The 21,840-nt window shown below is 38.7% G+C and carries 21 protein-coding genes; 8 read left to right on the top strand and 13 right to left on the bottom strand.

The genetic code is table 11. The annotated features are described in order from the left end of the window. The first annotated feature begins 11 nt into the window (after positions 1-11). The 3 genes from dtd to G7074_RS06970 are packed head-to-tail and all read left to right on the top strand — an operon-like array spanning position 12 to position 2,360. Positions 12-464: a D-aminoacyl-tRNA deacylase gene (gene dtd, locus G7074_RS06980; protein ID WP_124560600.1), complete on the top strand. Its 453-nt coding sequence runs from the start codon at positions 12-14 to the stop codon at positions 462-464. Positions 465-481: 17 nt separating this feature from the next. Further along, a complete protein-coding gene (locus tag G7074_RS06975) occupies positions 482-2,044 on the top strand; it encodes a glycosyltransferase family 39 protein (protein WP_166207583.1) in 1,563 nt (520 codons plus the stop codon). Continuing rightward, on the top strand, positions 2,034-2,360 hold the full coding sequence (locus G7074_RS06970) for a nucleotide pyrophosphohydrolase (protein WP_124560598.1): 327 nt from the start codon (positions 2,034-2,036) through the stop codon (positions 2,358-2,360). The genes G7074_RS06975 and G7074_RS06970 overlap by 11 nt, the downstream gene beginning before the upstream one ends. An 82-nt stretch (positions 2,361-2,442) precedes the next feature. Here G7074_RS06970 and G7074_RS06965 read toward each other — a convergent pair whose 3' ends face one another. Continuing rightward, positions 2,443-2,745 carry a DUF4286 family protein gene (locus G7074_RS06965; protein WP_166207580.1) on the bottom strand — a complete coding sequence of 101 codons (303 nt, stop codon included), beginning with the start codon at positions 2,743-2,745 and terminating at the stop codon, positions 2,443-2,445. 267 nt (positions 2,746-3,012) lie between these two features. On the opposite strand from G7074_RS06965, the gene G7074_RS06960 reads away from it, so the two are divergent. Then, a complete protein-coding gene (locus G7074_RS06960) occupies positions 3,013-3,663 on the top strand; it encodes a hypothetical protein (RefSeq protein WP_124560596.1) in 651 nt (216 codons plus the stop codon). A 73-nt stretch (positions 3,664-3,736) separates the two neighbouring features. Here the strand turns inward: G7074_RS06960 and G7074_RS27050 are convergent, their stop codons facing one another. Together G7074_RS27050 and G7074_RS27045 are read right to left on the bottom strand one after the other, a co-directional pair. Then, entirely contained in the window at positions 3,737-4,897 is a 1,161-nt protein-coding gene (locus G7074_RS27050; protein ID WP_240916489.1) for a tetratricopeptide repeat protein, read from the bottom strand. Beyond that, positions 4,894-5,559, bottom strand: coding sequence for a hypothetical protein (locus G7074_RS27045; RefSeq protein WP_240916488.1), 666 nt, complete (start codon positions 5,557-5,559; stop codon positions 4,894-4,896). Before G7074_RS27045 ends, G7074_RS27050 begins: the two co-directional genes overlap by 4 nt. A 255-nt stretch (positions 5,560-5,814) precedes the next feature. On the opposite strand from G7074_RS27045, the gene G7074_RS06950 reads away from it, so the two are divergent. From G7074_RS06950 to G7074_RS06940, 3 genes are all read left to right on the top strand, one after another. Continuing rightward, positions 5,815-7,671: a prolyl oligopeptidase family serine peptidase gene (locus G7074_RS06950; RefSeq protein WP_240916487.1), complete on the top strand. Its 1,857-nt coding sequence runs from the start codon at positions 5,815-5,817 to the stop codon at positions 7,669-7,671. A gap of 3 nt (positions 7,672-7,674) precedes the next feature. Beyond that, on the top strand, positions 7,675-9,348 hold the full coding sequence (locus G7074_RS06945; protein WP_124560593.1) for a sensor histidine kinase KdpD: 1,674 nt from the start codon (positions 7,675-7,677) through the stop codon (positions 9,346-9,348). Between the two features lie 157 nt (positions 9,349-9,505). Beyond that, positions 9,506-10,195 (top strand): response regulator transcription factor, encoded by a 690-nt coding sequence (locus G7074_RS06940; RefSeq protein ID WP_124560592.1) that lies wholly within the window; start codon positions 9,506-9,508, stop codon positions 10,193-10,195. Positions 10,196-10,280: 85 nt separating this feature from the next. Here G7074_RS06940 and G7074_RS06935 read toward each other — a convergent pair whose 3' ends face one another. From G7074_RS06935 to G7074_RS06920, 4 genes are all read right to left on the bottom strand, one after another. Beyond that, the gene (locus G7074_RS06935) at positions 10,281-11,537 is read right to left on the bottom strand and encodes a metallophosphoesterase (RefSeq protein WP_124560591.1); all 1,257 of its coding nucleotides are present in this window, start codon (positions 11,535-11,537) and stop codon (positions 10,281-10,283) included. A gap of 78 nt (positions 11,538-11,615) precedes the next feature. Beyond that, the gene (locus G7074_RS06930) at positions 11,616-13,103 is read right to left on the bottom strand and encodes a sigma 54-interacting transcriptional regulator (RefSeq protein ID WP_124560590.1); all 1,488 of its coding nucleotides are present in this window, start codon (positions 13,101-13,103) and stop codon (positions 11,616-11,618) included. A gap of 222 nt (positions 13,104-13,325) precedes the next feature. Next, positions 13,326-14,423, bottom strand: coding sequence for a VWA domain-containing protein (locus tag G7074_RS06925; protein WP_124560589.1), 1,098 nt, complete (start codon positions 14,421-14,423; stop codon positions 13,326-13,328). Between the two features lie 122 nt (positions 14,424-14,545). After that, entirely contained in the window at positions 14,546-15,424 is an 879-nt protein-coding gene (locus tag G7074_RS06920; protein WP_124560588.1) for a carbohydrate kinase, read from the bottom strand. 94 nt (positions 15,425-15,518) lie between these two features. Between G7074_RS06920 and G7074_RS06915 the strand changes: the two genes are divergently transcribed. Next, positions 15,519-15,944 carry a DUF4440 domain-containing protein gene (locus G7074_RS06915; protein ID WP_124560587.1) on the top strand — a complete coding sequence of 142 codons (426 nt, stop codon included), beginning with the start codon at positions 15,519-15,521 and terminating at the stop codon, positions 15,942-15,944. Between the two features lie 84 nt (positions 15,945-16,028). Here G7074_RS06915 and G7074_RS06910 read toward each other — a convergent pair whose 3' ends face one another. The 6 genes from G7074_RS06910 to hemW all read right to left on the bottom strand — a co-directional run bounded on the left by G7074_RS06910 (position 16,029) and on the right by hemW (position 21,769). After that, positions 16,029-16,643 (bottom strand): sugar O-acetyltransferase, encoded by a 615-nt coding sequence (locus G7074_RS06910; protein ID WP_233603904.1) that lies wholly within the window; start codon positions 16,641-16,643, stop codon positions 16,029-16,031. 94 nt (positions 16,644-16,737) lie between these two features. Beyond that, positions 16,738-17,616 (bottom strand): cupin-like domain-containing protein, encoded by an 879-nt coding sequence (locus G7074_RS06905; protein ID WP_124560586.1) that lies wholly within the window; start codon positions 17,614-17,616, stop codon positions 16,738-16,740. Positions 17,617-17,743: 127 nt separating this feature from the next. Further along, positions 17,744-18,571: a DUF3050 domain-containing protein gene (locus tag G7074_RS06900; protein ID WP_317125531.1), complete on the bottom strand. Its 828-nt coding sequence runs from the start codon at positions 18,569-18,571 to the stop codon at positions 17,744-17,746. A gap of 387 nt (positions 18,572-18,958) precedes the next feature. Continuing rightward, entirely contained in the window at positions 18,959-19,510 is a 552-nt protein-coding gene (locus G7074_RS06895; RefSeq protein ID WP_166207575.1) for a fasciclin domain-containing protein, read from the bottom strand. A gap of 241 nt (positions 19,511-19,751) precedes the next feature. Beyond that, on the bottom strand, positions 19,752-20,534 hold the full coding sequence (locus G7074_RS06890) for an SDR family oxidoreductase (RefSeq protein ID WP_124560584.1): 783 nt from the start codon (positions 20,532-20,534) through the stop codon (positions 19,752-19,754). A gap of 104 nt (positions 20,535-20,638) precedes the next feature. After that, entirely contained in the window at positions 20,639-21,769 is a 1,131-nt protein-coding gene (gene hemW, locus G7074_RS06885) for a radical SAM family heme chaperone HemW (protein ID WP_124560583.1), read from the bottom strand. Positions 21,770-21,840 lie beyond the last annotated feature (71 nt).

The raw sequence follows: 21,840 nt of genomic DNA, 5'->3' as shown, positions 1-21,840 counted from the left end.
AGTAATATAAAATGCGGGCAGTTTTACAAAGAGTTACACAGGCAAGTTGCACAGTTGAGGGCGAGATTACCGGACAAATTGAAACCGGTTTTTTAGTGCTGCTGGGAATTGAAGATGCTGATACGAACGAAGATTTAGATTGGCTGGCACAGAAAATTGTAGGCATGCGGGTTTTCGGCGATGAAAATGGCTTGATGAACAAAGCTCTTGCCGATGTAGACGGAAATATTCTTTTAATTAGTCAGTTTACTTTATTTGCTTCGACCAAAAAGGGTAACCGACCGGGATTTACCCGTGCGGCAAAACCTGATGTTGCGGTACCGCTTTATGAAAAAATGATTGAAAAATTGTCGGCCTTGCTTGGTAAGCGAGTAAAAACAGGGATTTTTGGTGCGGATATGAAAATAGCTTTACTTAACGACGGGCCGGTTACCATATTAATCGATACGAAGGATAAGGAATAAACTCCAAACAGGTATATATGCAAAATGATATCAACTTTAGAACGTCGAAATCCCCACAGGTGGATTTAGCAGTGCTTTGTGGATTTGTTATTGTAAAACTCATTTTGCCCTTCTTTTTTGTTAATGCCGCCTATAGCCTACATCGCGATGAGTTTTTACATCTGGATCAGGCCAATCACCTTGCCTGGGGCTTTCAGTCGGTACCACCGGTTACTTCGATTTTTGCACTTTTAATTCAGTTTTTAGGAAAAAGCGAGGCAGCTGTTCGGTTGGTTACGGCAAGCATTGGCGCGGCAACTTTAATTTTTACCTGGAAAATTGTAGCCGAGTTTAGAGGAGGCCTCTATGCAAAAGTGCTTTCTGCTATTGCTTTAATATGCTGCGCGGTTGGCCGCCTGGATTTACTTTTCCAACCGAATGCATTTGATCTCTTAAGCTGGACTGCCATTTACTTTTTCCTGATTAGGTATATCAATACCAAAGAAAACCGATACTTGTATTTTATGGCTTTAGCCCTTGGTATTGGTTTCTTAAACAAATACAGTATTTGCTTTTTGGCCGCGGGTTTACTGCCTGCCTTACTGATCTCTAACCAGCGCAAAATTTATAAAAATAACCACCTGTATTTTGCTGGGCTTGTTGCTTTGCTGGTTATGCTCCCCAATTTACTTTGGCAATACCACCATCATTTTCCGGTTGTTGGCCACATGAAAGAACTGGCCAGAACGCAACTCGATAAAATTAACAGAGCCGATTTTTTAAAGGATCAGCTTTTGTATTATTTCAATATCATTTTTATTGTTTTGGCCGGTTTATGGGCTTTGCTTTTTAGTAAAACCTTTGCCCCTTACCGGTGGATTGTGATTGGTTTTGTGATTTCGCTGGGCTTGTTTACCTGGTTTAGGGCCAAAGCTTATTATGCGGCAGGTTTATATCCTGTTGTTATAGCTGCTGGCTGCACTTATTTGGCCTTGTTGTTTAACCAGCGGTGGAAAAAATACCTCAGGGTTTTAATGATAATTTTACCTCTTGCATTGTTTAGTATCACTGTAAAATATGCCTACCCGATTTTAAGTCCACAACAAATTGTTGCTAAACACAATAAATTTGCCAGGGTAGGGTCTTTGCGTTGGGAGGATGGACTACAGCACGATTTACCGCAGGATTTTGCTGATATGCAAGGTTGGAAAGAAATGGCCAGGTTAACAGATTCGGCATATGCCCGAGTTAAAGATAAATCGGCCTTATTGGTACGTGCCGATAATTACGGTGAGGCAGGCGCAATAAACTACTATTCGAAATTTAAAAATATAAATACGGTAACTTACAATGCTGATTATTTGTACTGGTTTAAAATGGATAAACCAATTAAACATTTAATTCTGATCAGGGAACCGAACGAGGAAGATCCACAACGAAAAAAAGAGCAGCCATTTTTTAAGAAAATAACCAAAATAGGAGAGGTAACTACGCCTTATGCCAGAGAAAAGGGCGCAGCAGTTTTTTTACTGGAGGATGCTACCATTGATATTAACAGCAGGATACAATCAGAAATAGAAGAAGAAAAACATGACCATTAACGAAGCACAGGAAACAGTAGACCGTTGGATTAAAACAACAGGTATCCGTTATTTTAACGAGTTAACCAATACCGCCATTTTAATGGAAGAGGTTGGCGAAGTAGCCCGCATTATGGCCCGTAAATACGGTGAGCAATCGTTTAAAAAAAGCGACGAGGATGTAAATCTGGCTGATGAAATGGCCGACGTGATGTTTGTTCTAATTTGCCTGGCCAACCAAACCGGCATTAACTTAACCGAAGCTTTAGCGAAAAACCTCGAAAAGAAAAGTATCCGTGATGTCGACCGGCACAAGAATAATGAGAAGCTAAAGTAATTATGGAATGCATTAATGGTTGAGTGATTGAATGATGTTGTTTACATTCAATTCACTCATTCAAAATTTAATCCTTTTAAACTTAACCGATAAACTCCATCAAGCTGCGGTAGGCTACAAAACGGTTTTTGTATCTTTCGTTTAATTCGGTCTGTAAAGGTGGTGCGAAAACTTCCTGATATTGGTTGTAGTTTTCTAAACTATCTACTACGTATTGTGCGCAATAGGTTACGCCTTCATTTGGCGAATCTACCACCTTTAACAAACGGTTAGACACAAACATGCCAGTAGCCATTACCTGTGGAATATGGGTTTCCTGCATCCACTGCAACCATTCCTGGGCTGCAGCATCTTCTAAAATGAGCGTAACATTGTATAAGTACATACTGCAAAGATAAATAATATATCATGGCTAAAAAATTGGAACAAGCCTTTCACCTCTATTTTTACTTTGATTTGCTGCTGCACACTGCAGGAAGGTTTCAAAGTAGATTAACTCAATTATTGCATTTATAACTGGTTTTTTATTATAAAATGATTCTTTTACCAGTAAGCTAACTGAGTAACAATGGTGGCCAACTTCTACATAAAAGAAATTACCAGAAACATTTTAATATATATCTTTATTCGCACCTAAATAGTTATAATAACCATGGATTTTGTAACCTTTCAACGATTTAATGATAAAGCTGCTGCATTGGTACTAACAGAAACATTAAAGGAAAATGGGATTGAGGTTGAATTGGAGGATGTTTCTGCAGATTTTGATGTTTCGTTCGCCAATAACGAAATTGATAAGGATTTTAGGGTTAAGTTGAAATCGGCAGACTTTGAACGGGCCAATACTTTGTTACAGCAATTGGCAGAGAATGATTTAGCATATATAGAACCTGATTATTACATTTTTGATTTCAGCAATGAGGAACTAAAGGAGATTGTAGTAAAACAGGATGAATGGAGCAGTTTAGATTTTTTACTGGCCAAAAAAATATTAAAGGAACGGGGAATTGAGATAAACGATGATCAGATTGAGTTGCTTAAGGCAAAAAGAATAGATGTGTTGGCCGAACCAGATAAAGCTCCACAAGGACTTATCGTTGCAGGCTATGTTACAGCAGTTCTTGGAGGACTCTTTGCCGTGGTAATTGGATTATACTTAAGAAACCACAAAAAAACTTTGCCCAATGGCGAAAGGATTGTTGGTTATGTGCATGGAGATAGGGTACATGGCGAACGTATTTTAATATTGGGGATTTTAGGGATTATGGTTTCTGCTTTTCTTCAATTTAGAAATTACATTTAAACAAGGCTCAATTTATCTAATTTGATAAATTGAGTTTGTAACAATTAACCGATTTAAACAGTCAACCAATTAACTAAACCCCATCTCCGCGTAAATTCCTAAACCTTTTCCTGGCTTCGGCGCTAAACATACTGCCGGGATAATCGGTAATCAGTTTTTGGAAATAAATTTTTGCCTGAGCAATATCGTTTAGTTTTTTCTCGTATAAATCGCCAAGGGTAAAAAGGGCATCATCCGTCCATATGCCATCTTTAAAATCATCGGTTACTTTTTTAAGGATATCGGCTGCTTTTTGAAAATCGTTTGCTTTAATCAAAATCCTCGCTTTACTCATCATAATGGCATCGGTAAGGCTGTTTTGCGGAAAAGCAATGGCAATACTGTCCATTTTTTTGATGGCACGTTCAGGCAGGTTCCTAAATAAAAGCATCTCTGCATCGGCGTACATTTTTAACGCGTTGCTATCTGCAGGCGTTTGAATGTTGTCGTTAATCAATAAACTTAAGTTCAGGGCATCGTTTGCAATTAATTGCGAGGTGGCGGCTTTTAAAACCAGGCATTGGCCGTTACTGTATTCGAAATTACCCTGATAAAAAGAAAGCTTAGCGCTGCGGAAACGTGCTTCGTTGCCAATAGGCTGCCCTTCAAATTGCTTGCTTACCTGTTCGTAAACCAAAAATGCCTCCCAGGGTTCGTTGGTTAAAATGTAAATATCGCCTAAATCAAGTTTCAGCTGGCCTACTTCTTGGTCGTTAACGCCCGGCATTTTTATGGCTTCTTCCAGTTCTTTTTCGGCCAATGCGGGTTTATTGAGATAGTAAGCCTGTAAATTAGCCAGTTTTTTAATGGCAAAAAGGGTATTGCGGTTTTTGCCGTTTTCGGCCAGTAAAGCCTCGTAATCTTTGGCCAGTAAATCAAGTTCAGCAACTGTATATTTCCCGCTGGTACGCAGGTTGTAACGGGTGTTTAGCATTTCGATTTTTGATGGCAGATAATACTGGTTATCCTTTCCTTTGGTTAAAAGGTATTCGTATGCTTTTATAGCGGTTTCGTATGCATTGTTATCTACAAAAGTATAAATGGCATTAAATAAGGTTCCTCCATCTGCTTTAGTACGTTTATCAAAAGCAATGAGCTGGCGCAGGGCCATATCAAATTCCTGTTGTTGTATGTAATTCCAGGTAAGCAACTGGATATAAATTTCGGCATCGGGCTCTTTCTGTATCTTTTTCAAAATTGCCCCTGAAAAAGCTGGTAATCGTTTTTATCTTCAAAAACAGCCGAAAGTACAGCTTCTGCCTGTGGTAAAAGCTGTGGCATTGTAGCAAATGCATCCAGATATTCCTGCATCAGCATGGGCTTATCCTTTTTAAACCTGTAGATATTTAGCAGTTCGAAAGTAAATAGCTGCTCATTGCCTAATATTCTCCGGCCCTGTTTAAACGTTTGTACCGCAAAATCGTAATTTTCGAAACGGTAAAAGTTATTGGCTAAATTCCTGATCTTAAATTCATCTTTCGGGAGTTTAGAAATTACATCAGTAAAAATTTTATTCGCCGCCTGTACATCGCCTTTTTCCTGGTACAATTTGCCCAAAGCAATGGGGTACATATCGCTCTGTGGATTTTTCTTAATCTCACGTTTAACTACCTTTTCGGCTACATCATATCGCTTTAGCTTTATTAAGGTGTTAAAATAGATGTCAAAATAGGCTTCGTTGTTGGGGATGGCATAAAGTTTTTCTAGCAAAACAAGTGCTTTTTCATAATCTCCATCCTGATAATATTGTATGGCTAAAGTGCTTTCGTCTGGCGCTATTGATTGGCCAGGGAGAAAAATCTGAGCATTGGCCCCCAGCGTAAGCGTTAAGAATATGATGAAAAGCAAACGGTTCATAAAGCCTAAATTATAAGTTTTAAATGTAACATTTTAATAAAGGTTTAGCTAAACCACTATCTTATATAAAACGTATTTTAAATGTTACCTGTATTTTATTTTGTGTATATGTTATAAATACTAAATTGAACCACTACTTATTATTGGTTGCATAGGTAACATTGTTGGTGTAAATCGTGGTTAAGTTGTTGTGATAGTTATTTTTGTTGTCCCGTTGAGGATTTATTTATGCTAAAAAGGATTTTTCTATTGTTAATGGTCGTATTTATTTTTGCCTGTAAAGGGAAGAATGATAGTGCTATACCTGTAGATGATTTTTTTAAAACGCAGGATAAAGCCTATTACCGCATTTCGCCCGATGGGAAAAGCCTTTCGTATTTAAAGCTACAGAACAAGAAGCTGGAACTTTTTGCCGAAGACCTGGCTAGTGGGAAGAGTGTGCAGCTTACCGACCTGAACGATAAGAGCATTAGCTTTCATTTTTGGACAAGCAACAACGAATTGATCTACTATACCGAAGATGAATCGAAAGAGCGCAGATCTGATATTTTTGTCATCAATAAAGATGGTAGCAAACAGGTACAGCTGTATACGAATGAAAAAAGCAGGTTGAGGGTAATTGAAGATCAGTTGATTGATAATAAATACATTATCGTTTCTTCAAATAAACGCGATTCGACCCTTTTTGACGTTTACCGCTTAAATGTACGTAACGGCGCCATGGATATGCTGGCCCAAAATCCGGGTAATTTCAGTCGGTGGATGACTGATTGTAAAGGTGAACTGATGTTAGCCATTGCCAGTGATGGAGTAAATGAAACCTTAATGTACCGCGAAAATGCAGGCAAGGAGTTCAAACCGGTAATTACCAATAACTTTGAAACCACTTTACAGCCTGTTGCCTTTTCAGAAACCAAATTGCATGGTCTCTATGCCATTTCTAGTGTTAACCGCGATAAAAATGCGCTGGTAGAACTCGATTTACTTACCGGAAAGGAAAAACGGGTGCTTTTTACAGGCGATACCTCAAACGTAGTTGATGCCACTTACTCGCGGTTCAGGAAAAAAATGCTTTTTGCAACTTACGAAACCTGGAAAAGAGAGAAATATTATCTTGATGACAGTACAAAACTGGCTTATTCAAAAATAGATCAGCTTTTGCCAGGTACCGAGTGGATAATTGCAGATAAAGATAGAACCGATAAAGTATTTATAATACGCACTTTTACCGATAAAAACCCTGGTTCATACTATTTATATACCGCTGCAGATAATAAGCTAAAAAAACTAACTGATGTGAGTCCTGCTATTAAACCAGAGGACATGAGCACCATGAAGCCCATTAGTTTTAGGAGCAGCGACGGTTTAACCATTAACGGCTATTTAACCCTGCCAAAAGATAAAAAAGCAGTTAATTTGCCGGTTGTAGTTTTTCCGCATAACGGGCCTAAAGCTAGAAATAGCTGGGGTTATAATGCTGAGGTACAGTTTTTAGCCAACCGCGGCTACGCTGTTTTACAGGTAAACTACCGTGGATCTACCGGTTACGGTAAATCATTTTACGCAGCAGGCTTTAAAGAGTGGGGCGATAAAATACAAAATGATGTGAATGATGGAGCCAGGTGGCTAATTGCACAGAAAATTGCCAACCCGAAGCGGATTGCTATTTATGGTAATGGTTTTGGAGGCTATATTGCCTTAAATTGTTTGTATAAAAATCCCAATCTTTATAAATGTGGTGGATCGAATTCTGGCGTAATTAACCTGTTTAGTTACCTGAAAACCTTCCCGCCGTTTTTAAAAGCTAAATTGCAGATGTATTACGAAATTGTAGGCAATCCGGTAACCGAAACAGATTACATGCGCTTTGCTTCGCCTGTTTTTCATGCTGATCGGTTTAAATCGCCTATTTTTATTGCGCAAAACCCTAAAGATCCAAGCGTAAACGTAGCCGAAGGGGTACAGTTTATTAAAGAACTTAAAAAACGCAATGTTCAGGTTACTTACATCGAAAAAGAAGAAGGCCCTAACCCGGTAATACGCCAGCAGGGAAGAACGGCTTTGTATAAGGCTTTAGAAGAGTTTTTACAAGAAAACCTGGGTAAGAAATAGGTTATGGCTTTAGATAAAAAAAGCGGTTACCGTAAAAACTTTTCTCTTGGTGTAACCTTTATTGTACTCATTTCAATCCTCTTTATTTTATCGCTCTTTCTGGCCTTTAACTACAGCAAGAAATCGATAGAAAATGATTTTGTTTCGGAGAAGGTAAATGTACTGGAACAGAGCATTAAGCCCTATAACGATTTCTTTCAGAACAAAATGCCAGAAATCTCATATTATAGTGGCTATTTAGATTCCTCTACGGCTTCGAAATTTGTAGATACGGTAATGTTAAAGTATCCTTTTATTTCGAGGGTTACTTTTTACGATACAGAGGTAAAAGTGGCACCAGTAAGAGATGGTATTAATGCCAACTATCTGGGTATAGGTCCAAAATCAATTTATCAGTTCGGAAAAGGAATCAGCCCCGATTCGGTAAAAGTTTACTCAGAAGAAGATCCCACCTCTTTCAATGTTGGCGATGATTTTAATGCAATGGCCTATAAGCTGGCTACATTTGTCGATCGGTTAGATACCGCTGCTGTACCCACACAAGAAGAGCTTTTTACCAATTTTTCGGTGGTTAATTCGAGTGAGAATAAGATTACCTATTTAAATATTCCGCGCCGCGAAGACCTGAAAACATATAAAGAGATGATGAAGCGGAAGCTAAATCCCTCGCCGGTTTACCCGCAAGATGTACTCGTTTTTAAGCTCGACCCGCATCAGGTTAAAATTGTAAATACGCGGCCTTTATTGTATCAACATATTAGTATTGAGCCCTTAACATACGATCCGATTGATAATTCGGATGAAAATATGCATACCGAAATTGCCTTACCAGGGGCATTTTCTGATTTTAAACTGTACTTTGTTTCTTCAAAATCTTACATCAAAAAGGAGATTTTTATTTATTTTATGCCAATTGCCCTGGTGCTTTTATTGGTGTATGGTGTACTGCTGCTGGTTGCCTTCTTAATTTACCGTAACCTCAACATCAATAGCAAAATGTTTAAATTGCAGTACGATTTTGTGAATAACCTTACGCACGAGTTTAAAACGCCGGTAAGTGTGATCAAGATTGCAGGTAACAACATTAAAAGCGCTACAGCTTTAAGTCAGCGTGAGCAACAGCTTTACGGCAAAATTCTGGATGAAGAGGCGGATAAGCTGAACGGTTTAATGAATAAACTGCTGGCTTTTACCCAGATTGAGAATAAGGCAATAAAATTAAACCAGGAGGAAGTTAATATTGTCGATTTTATTGAAAGCACAATAGAATCGCACACGCTTAAACATCCTGATTTTAAGATCACCTATGAAGTAATGGGCTTTAAAACCTTTATTACCGATCCGGTGTTGTTAGGGAGTTTGTTCGATAACCTGGCCGAGAATGCTTACAAATACTCTAAGCCTGATCAGAAGAAACTTCATATTAGTGCTAAATTGATTAAAGGTGTGCTGGTTTTCAGGTTTACCGATAAAGGAATTGGGATAGCGGCATCAGAATTAAACAATATATTTAAGAAATTTTTCCGAATCCAGAACGAATATAACCAAATGGGTAGTGTAGGCCTGGGTTTGGCATTTTGCAAAGAACTGGTTAACTTTATGGAAGGAGATATTTCTGTAAAAAGCAAAGTGGGCAGTGGTACAGAATTTAAAATTGTGCTGCCTTTTAATAGTTAGAGAAGGTTGGAATGTTGGAAGTTGAAAAGTTGGAATGTTGAGTTAACCTTCCAACATTAAAACAACAGATAAAACAATAAGTAAAAAGTTAAAGGTGGTAACGCTGAAACATTTCAACGTGGTAGCCTTTCAACATACAATGTAAACACATATATAAATGTCTAAAGAAGTAAAAATATTAATCGTAGAAGATGATGAAAATCTTCGCTTTCTTGTAGCCCATCGCTTAAAGGCCGAGGGATATACGGTGCTAGAGGCAAATGATGGCGATGCAGGTGAAAGGATGATTTTGGCTGATCAGCCTGATATTGTTTTATTGGACTGGATGATGCCGGGTAAACAAGGAGCCGAAGTTTGCGAGCACGTGCGTAAACAAGGTTTCGAAAACCTGATCATTATGATGACTGCCAAAGCGCAGGATGTAGATAAGATTGACGCCTATAATTTTGGTGCATCTGATTACATTACCAAACCTTTTAATATGGATGTTTTGGTAGCCATGCTAGAGAGCAAGGTGAAATTTATTGTGAATAAAGATACAGCAGAAATTCACCGTTTCGGTAATATGGAACACCATCCGAATATTCACACCTTGTTTAGAGATGGTAAGAAAATAGAATTAACCATATTAGAGAACCGTATTTTATTGTACTTCTTACGCAATCCGGGTAAGGTAATTAACCGCGACGAGCTGATGCTGGTAGTTTGGGGTTATAACTCTGATGTTAATACCAGAACACTTGATATGCACATTGTGCGCTTGCGTAAGAAAATAGAATTGAATCCCGATAATCCACAGTTATTGCAAACCGTAAGGGGAGTAGGTTACAGGTTTAATGCGGGGTAGGAGTAATTATTGAATGAATGAATTTCGAATGATTGAATGTTTTAGGCATAACGCCCATTCAATCATTCAAAATTCTATAATTAGTTTAGGCTCTTTTTAAAGTAAATATGGTAATCTCAGGCAATATTCCAACTCTGCCGGGATATCCTAAAAATCCATAGCCTACGTTAACATACAGCTGTTGGTGTTGTTCCTTGTATAAGCCGGCCCATTCTTTATAAATGTATTGTATAGGGCTCCATTGAATTTCTTTAAACCTTAAGCCAAACTGCATGCCGTGGGTATGACCGCTAAACATCGCATCAATTTGCGGGTATTTTTGCAGTACCTCGCCCCGCCAGTGTGATGGATCGTGACTCAGTAATAATTTCACAGGTAAATCATCGGTGTTTTTAACGGCGAGTTCCATCTTACCATATTTCGGAAAACGGCCCATTCCCCAGTTTTCAACACCTAATATCCCGATTTCTTCGCCATCAACCTTTAACCTGCGGTTATCGTTCATCAACAGGTCGTAACCCATAATCTTGTGCACATCAACCATGTCTTTCAGGTTTTTTACCTTGGCTGGCGATGATTCCTTGCCAAAAAAATAGTCGCCATAATCGTGGTTTCCGAGCGATGAATAAACACCCAGCGGTGCTTTTACTTTCGAGAAAATATCCTGATAATCGCGTACTTCGTTGGTTAGGTTGTTTACCAAATCGCCTGTGAAAAAGATGAAATCAGGTTTTTCGCCCAACAGCATTTCTACACCGCCTTTTACAGCAGTTTTATTATAGAAACTTCCCGAATGGATATCTGAAATCTGGCCCATAGTAATGCCATCGAAAGCTTTGGGTAGGTTGGGTAATATTAAGTTTACCCTTCTTACCTGATAATCGTATGCGCCAGAAATAATACCCCAGCTTAACGACGTTAAGGGAACGGCAGCAGTAACCAGTCCAGCCTTAACCAAAAATGCTGAACGCGAAATTTTATCGTCTTCATGGGGGCTTGTAGCTGAGGCAGGCATGGCGCTGCTCACTTTTTTTCTACTTAGTTTAATCCATAATCTGCGCAAATCATCCAGCACGAGGAATGGCAGCATGGCTAGTTTGCAAGCCACAGTTAAAAAGAAAGAAACCAGAATGATGGCACGTAGCGTAAGAAACAAATTGAGGTAAATGCCACAGAAAACGCCAAAAATCAATAAGGCACTATAACCCCAGTATGCAATGGCAAATACTTTTTTAGTATTAGTTTTCCATTTCTTAAAAACCGAGATAATGGCTTTGAAACAATAGATATCAAAAGCGATAATAAAAATGCAGGCGGCAATGATAAAAGGTAATCTTCCCATTTCTGGTGAGTTGAGTAATTTATTAAACAAAAAGGCAGGAATTTCGCCTGCCTAAATTAAAGAAATTATAATGTTTTATTATCTGAAATCGTCTTCATCTTCTTCCTCGTCAAATTCGGCGTTAAATAAACTGCCAAACATATCGCTAAAGCCAAAGCCGCCGGTTAAGTAATTTTTACTCAGCTGCGAGTATTCGGCCAAGCCATGCAATACAAACTCCATCAACAATAAAGTTTGGTTTTCGCTTAACTTGGGGTGAAACTTTTTAACTGTGTCATATAGGCCTGGTACCAGCATCAATGCTTTTTTATATTGTACGCTGGTTAAAAGGTCAGTTAAATCAACATTATTGCCTTCGGTAAACCATTCGGTTATTTCGGTGTAAGGATTGGCTGTTTTGCTTTTTTTAGCTTTTTCAGGATCGGGGAAATAACGTGCAAATAAAGTTTTAACTGCTTTGCCGATTAAGGTAGTGGCCACATGTGCCGGTCCTTCAAGCTCGCCTTCGTAAACCAGCTCTATTTTACCGGTTATGGCCGGGATAATGCCCGCTAAATCTGATAAACGTACAAAAGTATTTTTTTCGCCTGAGATCAACATCCTTCTTTCGGCTGTGCTGATTAAATTTTCATAAGCCGAAATGGTTAATCTGGCCGATACCCCCGATTTCTGGTCGATATACTCACTTTTACGTGCTTCGAAAGCAATTTGCTCAATCAAATCTTTTAGCAAACCATCGGCCTCTATACTGGCTTTTTGTTCGGCAGTTAATTTGGCTTCCTGGAAAGTAATTTTGCGCGAAATTTCAATGCTTTTTGGGTAGTGGGTTAAAATCTGACTTTCTATCCTGTCTTTCAAAGGGGTAACAATGCTTCCGCGGTTGGTGTAATCTTCGGGGTTTGCAGTAAATACAAACTGGATATCCAGCGGCAAACGCAATTTAAAACCGCGAATCTGAATATCTTTTTCCTGCAGCATGTTAAATAATGCCACCTGGATACGTGCCTGTAAATCAGGAAGTTCGTTAATGACGAAAATGCTGCGGTGTGCGCGTGGAATTAAACCAAAGTGGATAACCCTTTCATCATTGTACGTTAGTTTCAGTGTGGCTGCCTTTATAGGGTCAATATCGCCAATTAAATCGGCTACGGTAACATCAGGGGTAGCCAATTTTTCGGTATAACGCTCGCTGCGGTGTAACCAGGCAATTTCAGTTGCATCACCGTTGATGGCAATTTCGTTTTTTGCATACCATGAAATCGGGTTCAGCGGATCGTCGAAAATTTCGCTTCCGGCTACGTAGGGCACATACTCATCCAATAAGTTAACCATTAAACGGGCAATGCGTGTTTTGGCTTGTCCGCGTAAGCCCAAAAGCAAAATGTTGTGGCGCGATAGAATGGCGGTTTGTAACTCAGGAATTACCGTTTCATCATACCCAATAATGCCTTCAAATTCGGTTTTCTTATCACGAAGAAACTTAATCAGGTTTTCCCTTAATTCTTCCTTAACGCTTCTTGATTTATAACTGGTAGCCTTTAACTGACCTAATGTAGTGTTTTGCATTTCTTGGTTTAAATGGGTTTAAGACATAGGGGTTAAGGTGTAAGGTTTGCAAAATGCACAAACCAATTCCATAAATCTATTCCTTTTTTATGTTTTTATGGTTGATTTAAGTAGGATTGCTATGGGTTTTATCTTTCGCCTTTTACCATCAACCTTATTGTTTAAACTTCTAATTTTAGTAAATAATCTTCCGACTCCAGACTAAAGACTTCGGACTCCAAACTATTTCACTGTTTTTCTTCTATTTTTAATGTAATCTTCAAAAATGTATTCACCTAAGCCATTTAATGAGCTGTAAAAAGCCCGGCCGCCATTTATTTCGGTAAACTGACGTACAAACTGCTGTAGGTAAGGGTCTTTGGCAATCATAAAAGTGGTAATAGGGATTCTTAAGCGCTTGCACTGCGCGGCCATATTTAATGTTTTGTTAATCACCTTTCTATCCAGACCCATGCTGTTTTTATAGTACTTGCCATTTTCTTTCAAACAGGTAGGTTTACCATCGGTAATCATGAAAATCTGTTTGTTGTGCGTTTTCCTTCTACGGAGTAAATCTGCTGCGAGTTCTAAACCGGCATAGGTATTGGTGTGGTAGGGGCCAACCTGTAAATAAGGTAAATCTTTCACGGTAATTGGCCAGGCATCATTACCAAAAACAACAATGTCCAAAGTATCTTTAGGGTATTTCGTTTTAATTAGTTCGGCCAGGGCCATGGCTACTTTTTTTGCCGGGGTAATCCGGTCTTCACCGTACAAAATCATCGAGTGCGAAATATCAATCATCAATACGGTAGAAGTTAAGGTTTTGAAATCTTTTTCTTCTACTTCCAGATCGCGGTCAGTGAGTGTAAAATCGTTAATGCCATGGTTAATTTGTGCGTTTTGAATAGAAGCAGTCATATCGATCTGATCTAAACTATCACCAAAATTATATTCTCGTCTGTCGGCATTTTTTTCTTCGCCAATGCCCGATTGGTTGCTGTTGTGGTTACCCCGACCACTTTTTTTCAGTTTCCCGAAAATTTCATCAAGGGCCGATTTGCGAATGGTTTGTTCTGTTTTGGCAGTAATTTTAAATTCTCCCGATTGGTTATCTTCGGTCAGATAGCCTTTATCTTTCAAATCATCTATAAAATTACCAACACCATAATCGTTATTGGTGAGCTTATATTGCTTATCAAGTTCATTTAACCAGCTCAAGGCCTCGGCTGCATCACCTGCGGTATAATTCAGCAGTTCGCTAAATAATTTTAGCAACTCATCAAAACCGCCTTTTGGCGTATCGCCGGGCTTATAATCAGAAAAACGAAAACCTCTCATGTGCTTTTATAAACGGATTATCGAAGATAAAAGTTTCGCTTTGTATTAATTTAAGCGGGGTGTCATATTTGAGGGGCACAGATCTTATAGCTTTTAAAACCTATAAGGTCATAAAAAAGAACTTAAAGCGCCATGTGGTAAATCTTTTTATTATAGTCGGGGTTGGCTCCAACCTGCGAAGCAACAAAGGCCCCAACTTTACAGGCGTTATCCAGCGTAGTTTCCATGGGGTAGCCTTGGAGGTAACAGGCAATAAATGTAGCCAGAAAAGCATCGCCGGCACCAACGGTATCGGCCACCTGTACCTTATAGCCTACGTGCTTAAACAACTTCCCATCCTTTAAAACACAAGCGCCTTTATCGCCTAAGGTTAGGCAGATAATATCAATATTAAATTGATTGGCCAATTGTTTCAGTAACTGTTCGTCGGTATTACCAGTTAAGCTGAAAGTATCTTTTACCCAAACAATTTCGTCTTCGTTTATTTTTAAGATATCAGCATGGTTTAACAGGTCGCCGATTAAAGTTTTTTCGTAAAAGGGATTTCTCAGGTTGATATCGAAAATCTTAGTTTTAGCATTTTCTAATAAGCCCATGATGGTTTTTTTAGAACGTTCATCACGGCAGGTTAGGCTGCAATATACCAACGCATCAGCCAGTTTTACTGCTGAAATATTGTCGTCGGTTAGTTGGATGTCATCCCAGGCAACAGGTTGCTTGATGGTGTAGGTGGCCTGGTGGTTGGCATCGAGCTGCACCACTACGGTACTGGTTGATAATTCGGTATTTACCTGAATCAGTTTTGTTGCAAAATGATTGCTGCTTAAAAAATCCAGTAATTCGCGGCCATTATCGTCGTTACCAACTGCGCTGATAAAACTGCTTGTTATATTTTGTTTATGCAGGTTAAGCGCAACATTCATACTCGAACCGCCGGCTTTCTTTCCCTCTGGAAAAACATCCCAAAGTATTTCGCCAATTGTAATTACTTTATTTTGCATAGGTGATTTTATAAAAATGTAAAGAAACAATTTTTAGCGATGGAACAAAATAATTTGTTTCCTATCTTTAAGTTTTACCCAATTATCCTAAAACATGAAAAAAATACTTTTTGCTGTACTGCTGTTAATTTCGTTAGGAAGCTTTGCCCAAAATGCAAAAGATAAGCAGGCCATACTTAATTTACTGGAGAAACAGCGTACCGATTGGAATAAAGGCGATGTAGAAGCTTTTATGGAAGGCTACGAAAAGTCTGACAGCTTGCTCTTTGTAGGTAAAAGCGGGCCAACCTATGGCTGGCAAAAAACGCTCGATAATTACAAAAAGGGTTATCCCGATAAATCAGCCATGGGGTATTTGGTATTCGGCATTAAAAAAGTAGATTTTTTAAAACCTGATTTGGCTTTTGTATTAGGTAGCTGGAATGTGAAACGCGAAAAAGATGAACTGAAAGGTTACTTTACATTACTCATTAAAAAGATAAAAGGAGAATGGAAGGTTGTTGCAGATCATAGCAGCTAATGGATGGAAGATGGACGATGTATGATGGAAGAGGGGGATGTGATTTGATTTAGGGCGATAGAATCGCCCTTCACTCATTTCTATTTATTCGCCTAGTTTAAAATCTTTGTAATAGAAATCCTTGTCGGCATCTGTTAACTGGCGGATAACCCTGCAGGGATTGCCTGCTGCAAAAACATTATCGGGGATATCTCTCGTAACAATACTGCCTGAGCCAATTACCACATTCGAACCAATTTTTACACCCGGGTTAATTACCACATTGCCGCCAATCCAAACACTATTGCCAATGGTGATTTCCTGCGCCCATTCATATTCCTGATCGCGCAAATGCGCATGTATGGGGTGCCCGGCGGTATAAATGGCTACGTTTGGCGCTATAAACACGTTGTTGCCAATACTTACTTTGGCGCAATCTAAAATCACTAGGTTAAAGTTGGCGTAAAAGTTATCACCAATTTCAATATTATAACCATAATCGCAACGGAAAGGAGGTTCTAGGTAAAACATCTTTTCTGTTTTACCGAATAATCTTTTTAGCAGTTCTTTACGCTGTTTGATGAATTTTGGGGCAAGGTTGTTAAATTCGAAAACAATTTCCCTGGCTTTTAATCTTTCTTTTGCCAGTTCTGCGTCGCCTGCCTGATAGGCTTTTCCAGCCAGCATTTTTTGTTTTTCGGTAAGTATATTGGTTTCCATCTGATTCTGAATGATAATGAAAGTTTTGAATGCTATAATAACAAAAACGGGGCTATCGTAAACGATGCCCCGCTAGATTTTAATTTTTAGTACTTTATGGTCTGCCTTTGGCTAAAGCTCTTTCAGCAATTTTAACTGCCTTTTTCTCTCTCCAATGTGCATATTTTTCTTTGAAAGTCATTTTAATTAAGCTGTCTATTGCTCCGTGGGTAAACAAGCTCCAAACGCTGGCTACTTTACGGCTAATCGATTGATCCCATGCGCGTAAGCTTAAAGAGAACGATCCGTCAACATATTTCATCCAGTGCCACATGCCCGTTGGCATAAACAAAGTATCGCCATGTTCTAAGAAAACCTCGTATCCTTCAACGCCATTTAAAGCAGGGAATTTTTTGAAATCAGGGTTAGCAACATCATAATCTTCGAGAGCATAAGTGGCGTTTGGCAGGCAATATAACCTATCTTTCCACTTGTAATCGAATAGGATAATGTGCTTTCTGCCTCCAAAATGCGTATGAAAAATATGTGGCAAATCAATATCGTAGTGCAGGAATGTTACCGAATTTGAACCGCCAAAAAACATAGCAGGCATGCTTTCAATAAAACCGCCCATTAAATCTTTAGGGATTTTAATATCATTAATCAGGCTAGGCACTTTTTTAAACAGGTTGAAAAAGAAAATTCTCAACTCCGTTGGCTCACGCTTAATCAGATCAAGGTAATCGCCAAATTTCATATGTGCAGTAGCTGCATTAATTGGTTTCGATGGGTCAGCTTTAGAGTTATCGTAAAGCGGAACTTCCAGTTCGCCGCCAATTTCTTTTAAATATTCAGTTGTCCATTTTTCTCTAGCAGGCCAATCTTTAGTAAGGCCCCTGATCACTAACGGACGTTTAGTTTTCAGGTAATTTTTCTTAAAATCTTCGGGAGTAATGCTCTCAACGATGTCAACAGGTTTTAAAATGAAACTCATGCGCTTAAAATCGGTTATTTGTGCCGAACAACAAATGTGTAAATTTTATTTTAGAAAATTGATGTCCGCAAGTAAATGTGACTAAAATCACGTAATCTAAATTAGTAAATAGTTAACAATTTAATAACTAAGCTTCCACTTTCTGTTTAACTATTTCGGTATAGGCCGCATTCCAGAGATCGATTCTTTTCTGTAGGGCTTGTTTGGTTGTATCTTCTGCCTGTTCCCAAAAAGCTTCGTCTTTTTCGCATAACTTCTCGGTCATGGATAGGGCCAAATGGCTGTGGTGGTCGCCATCTACTTCGATATGACGTTCTAAATAGTATTTAAAAATAGATACCTGATCGGGCTGGGTGCTGTTCAAATCGTTAACCATGCTAAAAAACATGTTTGGAATCAGGTCCTCGCGGCCAAAGGTAAAACTTGCAGCCTGTAAATGTGTTTGGCCGCTGTTAATGGTTTCGAATGTTGCATTAACAAAATCTCTTGCTGCAACAGGTACTTCGGCAATTTCGAAAGCTTCATCAAAACTTTTACCGTTTTGTAATGCGCTTATAAAAGTGTTTATAGGTTTAGTATTGGCGCCACATTGTTCCATGGCATCTAAATAAAGCTCGAAATGACTTTTGATATGGCCATCAGCATCTACATCCGATTCTTCGCCAGCTACAATTTCATTAATCAACTGCCTGGTAACCGGATCGCCAACCGGAAACCATGGTAAGATTGTACAAGTTAAATTAATTTGTAAAGCTTTAAGCAGCGACATAAAATCCCAGACAGCAAAAATGTGGTGCTCCATAAAAATCTGCAGCTCTTCGAGCTCGCTTATGGCAGTGTACACTTTATGATTAATTATTTCCTGCCTTAAAGGCTCAATTTTTTCTTGTATTTTTATAATGTTTGGATGCATATGTGAATTGGTGTCCGGAGTTTTGAGTTTAAAGCTCATCATCCTGGTTTAGTCTTTTACTTTATTCTTTCTTTACTCTACTTAAAGCCTGCAAATTTACGCTGTAAGGTTAAGTTATACAAGCTTTTGCTGTAACCAGCCAGCGTTTTTTGGCAGAGCCCAGTCATATTTTAGCCATAATTTTCACACGTTAAATAGCGGTACTAACAAAACATAGCCTACATATTATCAAAACCAGGTGGGGTATAAAAAAACGCGCTTACTGTTATGCAAGAACGTTAGTTTAAAAATCACACAGCGTGTGAAACATCTTAATAAGGATACCTTTGGATTTAAACGATATACGTTAAATAAAGTAATGGTTTTTATACCAAAAACGATCTGACCGTGGCCAGATCGTTTTATGCTGATCATAAGGATTTATAAATATTATTTAGGCATTAAAACAGCGTCAACTACGTGGATAACACCATTTTTTTGATAAACATCGGCAATCGTTACTGTGCTCATACCGCCTTTTTCGTCTTTTAAAACCAATTTCTTGTTTTCCATCCATGCCCAAAGTTTACCACCCTGAACTGTTGTAAGCTCTGCTTTGCCTCCACCTGCTTTAATTGCTTTTGCAATGGCTTTACTATCCATTTTACCTGCAACAACGTGGTAAGTTAAAATGCTGGTAAGTGTTGCTTTGTTTTCTGGTTTTACTAAAGTTTCTACCGTTCCGGCAGGAAGTTTGTCAAACGCTGCATTTGTTGGGGCAAAAACAGTAAAAGGGCCAGCGCTTTTTAAAGTCTCTACCAAGCCAGCTGCTTTAACCGCTGCAACCAAGGTAGTGTGGTCTTTTGAATTCACCGCATTATCTACAATATCTTTAGTTGGGTACATTGCTGCTCCACCAACCATCGGATTTTTTTGAGCGTAAACCTGTGTTGTAAAAGCCATTGTAATAACGGCAAATACTGATAAGATTAAGTTTTTCATTATTTCTATTTTTTAAGTTTCTGTTGTTTGATTCCATTTACGTTGGCTTGCAGATACTTGGTTTTTAGAAATGAAAATAAAAGTTTAATCAATTGATTTTGAGTTGTTTAAAATTATTCTTTTAAGGGTTGAAGCGTTGTTTAAAAACCCAGTTACCTATAGAATTCATAAAGGTTGCACAGCCTAGAGAAACTTTTATGAAGACCTTAGCCAATCTTAAGCCTTATCGTTAATGCTATTCTTAATTTACTTTAGCTGTCTTTATTTTCTTTGAAAAAAACTTAGGGAAAAAGCGCTTTAATAATACGGCCTTCGTCTCTTTACCTCCAATGTAAACCTCTTCTTTTTTATTGGTAATGGCCTTTACAATCTGTACAGCACAATCAACAGGGCTCATCGCGTTTTCATGCGCATCGCCCATTTTATTCAAGGGTTGTCCATCAGCAGTAAGCGCATTGTAAGTAACCTGCGTTTTGATAAAGCCAGGGCAGATAATCGTAATATCGATGTTCTGATCATAAACTTCCGACCGGAGCGAATCGAAATAGCCATGCAACGCGTGTTTTGATGCAGCATAGGCAGACCGCAGTTTTGTGCCGAATTTACCAACCAGGCTACTGATAATCACAATTTGTCCGCCGCCATTAGCGATCATTAAAGGTAAAACTGCCTTACTCAGAACAACGGTTCCCCAAAAATTGGTGCTCATAATCTGTTGCTCGGTTTGAAGGCTCGTTTCTAAAGCTAAACTCCGCTGACTAACGCCTCCGCTGTTGATAAGCAGATCTATTTTTCCGAAAATGCGGATAGCATCTCCAGCTTTATTTTCCAGTGTTTCAGTTTCATTCAAATCGAAGGGCAACACGTGCACGTTAAAAGAATTTTGACAGTTTCCTTTTACGCGGAACAACTCATCACGGTTTCTGCCAGAGATAATCAGTTTATTGCCAGCTTTAAAATATTCGTAAGCCAGGGCTTCTCCAATACCGGATGAGGCACCCGTAATCCATACAATTTTCGACATATATTTTTAATTAATGAATGATCAAGTTATTGAATTAGAGATTGATTTACTGGTTGATAGGGTAATGTTTAGCATTCAATCATTCAAAATTTGGTCATTCTCTCTTAATTTTCTACTATAAATAATTCCGAAGCAATGTGGTCGGCAAAGAGCTTCCCTGTTTCAGTTAATCGGATTTTATCACCCTCTATAATCAGCCAATCTTTATCCTCGAAATTTTTAAGGTTGTATTTAGTTTCTTCTAAAAAAACTTTCCCAAAATCGGTACTTATTTTTTCGAGGTCTGTTCCCCACATGGTCCTTAATGAGGTCATCATGTATTCATTAAACCTATCGTTCAGGCTAAGTTCTTCTATTATTTCGGGAAGTTTGTTAGCGGCCAGAGTTTCAATAAACAAAGCATTGTTTGCAGGGTTCATGTAGCGGTTTTGTCCGTCAAAACCATGGGCCGAGGGGCCAATACCAATATAATCAACTCCTCTCCAGTAATTGGTGTTGTGCACCGCATAGTGGCCGGGTTTTGCAAAATTCGAAATCTCGTAATGTTCAAATCCGGCTTCAACCAGTTTTTCCATTAAAATTACAAATTGGGCAGCACTTTGGTTATCGCTTACGGGTGCCTGCTTTTTGTTTTTAATGGCGTGCGCCAAAGCAGTTCTTGGCTCAACGGTTAAGGCATAGGCAGAAATATGTGGAACTTCTAATTCAATTGCTTTTTGGATGTTGCTGGTCCATTTCTGGTCGGTTAAGAGCGGATAACCATAAATCAAATCGAGCGTTAGGTTTTCAAATCCTGCATCCTGGCTTCTCCTGATACAATCTTCAGCTTCCATGGCTTTGTGCGCACGATTCATCCAGATGAGATCTTCATCGAAAAACGATTGTATGCCTACACTAAAGCGGTTAACTGGCAGCTGTTTCAGTTCTTTTAGCTTCTGGCTGGTTAAATCATCGGGATTGGTTTCGATAGTGATTTCTGCACTAACATCAACCGAAAAAGTATGGTTAATGGTGTCAAAAATCTTTTGAAGTGCCTGTTGTGATAGGATAGAAGGCGTTCCTCCACCCAAATAAATGCTGCCTACCTGTCCGCTAATCCGATCCTTTTTTATTTTAATTTCCTTACAAATTGCTTCCACCATTTCATCGGCATACTTTAATGAAGTGCTGAAATGAAAGTCGCAATAGTGACAGGCCTTTTTACAAAAGGGAATATGAATATAGATACCAGACATTGCTGCAAAGATACAGCATATTCTAAATCCATTTATTTTCTTTAGGTAAACAATGATTATTCGACTACTTT

Source organism: Pedobacter sp. HDW13 (assembly GCF_011303555.1).
In the GTDB taxonomy this organism is placed as follows: Bacteria; Bacteroidota; Bacteroidia; order Sphingobacteriales; family Sphingobacteriaceae; genus Pedobacter.
Note: the sequence above shows the minus strand (reverse complement) of the source record. Positions and strands in the feature narration are given on the sequence as shown.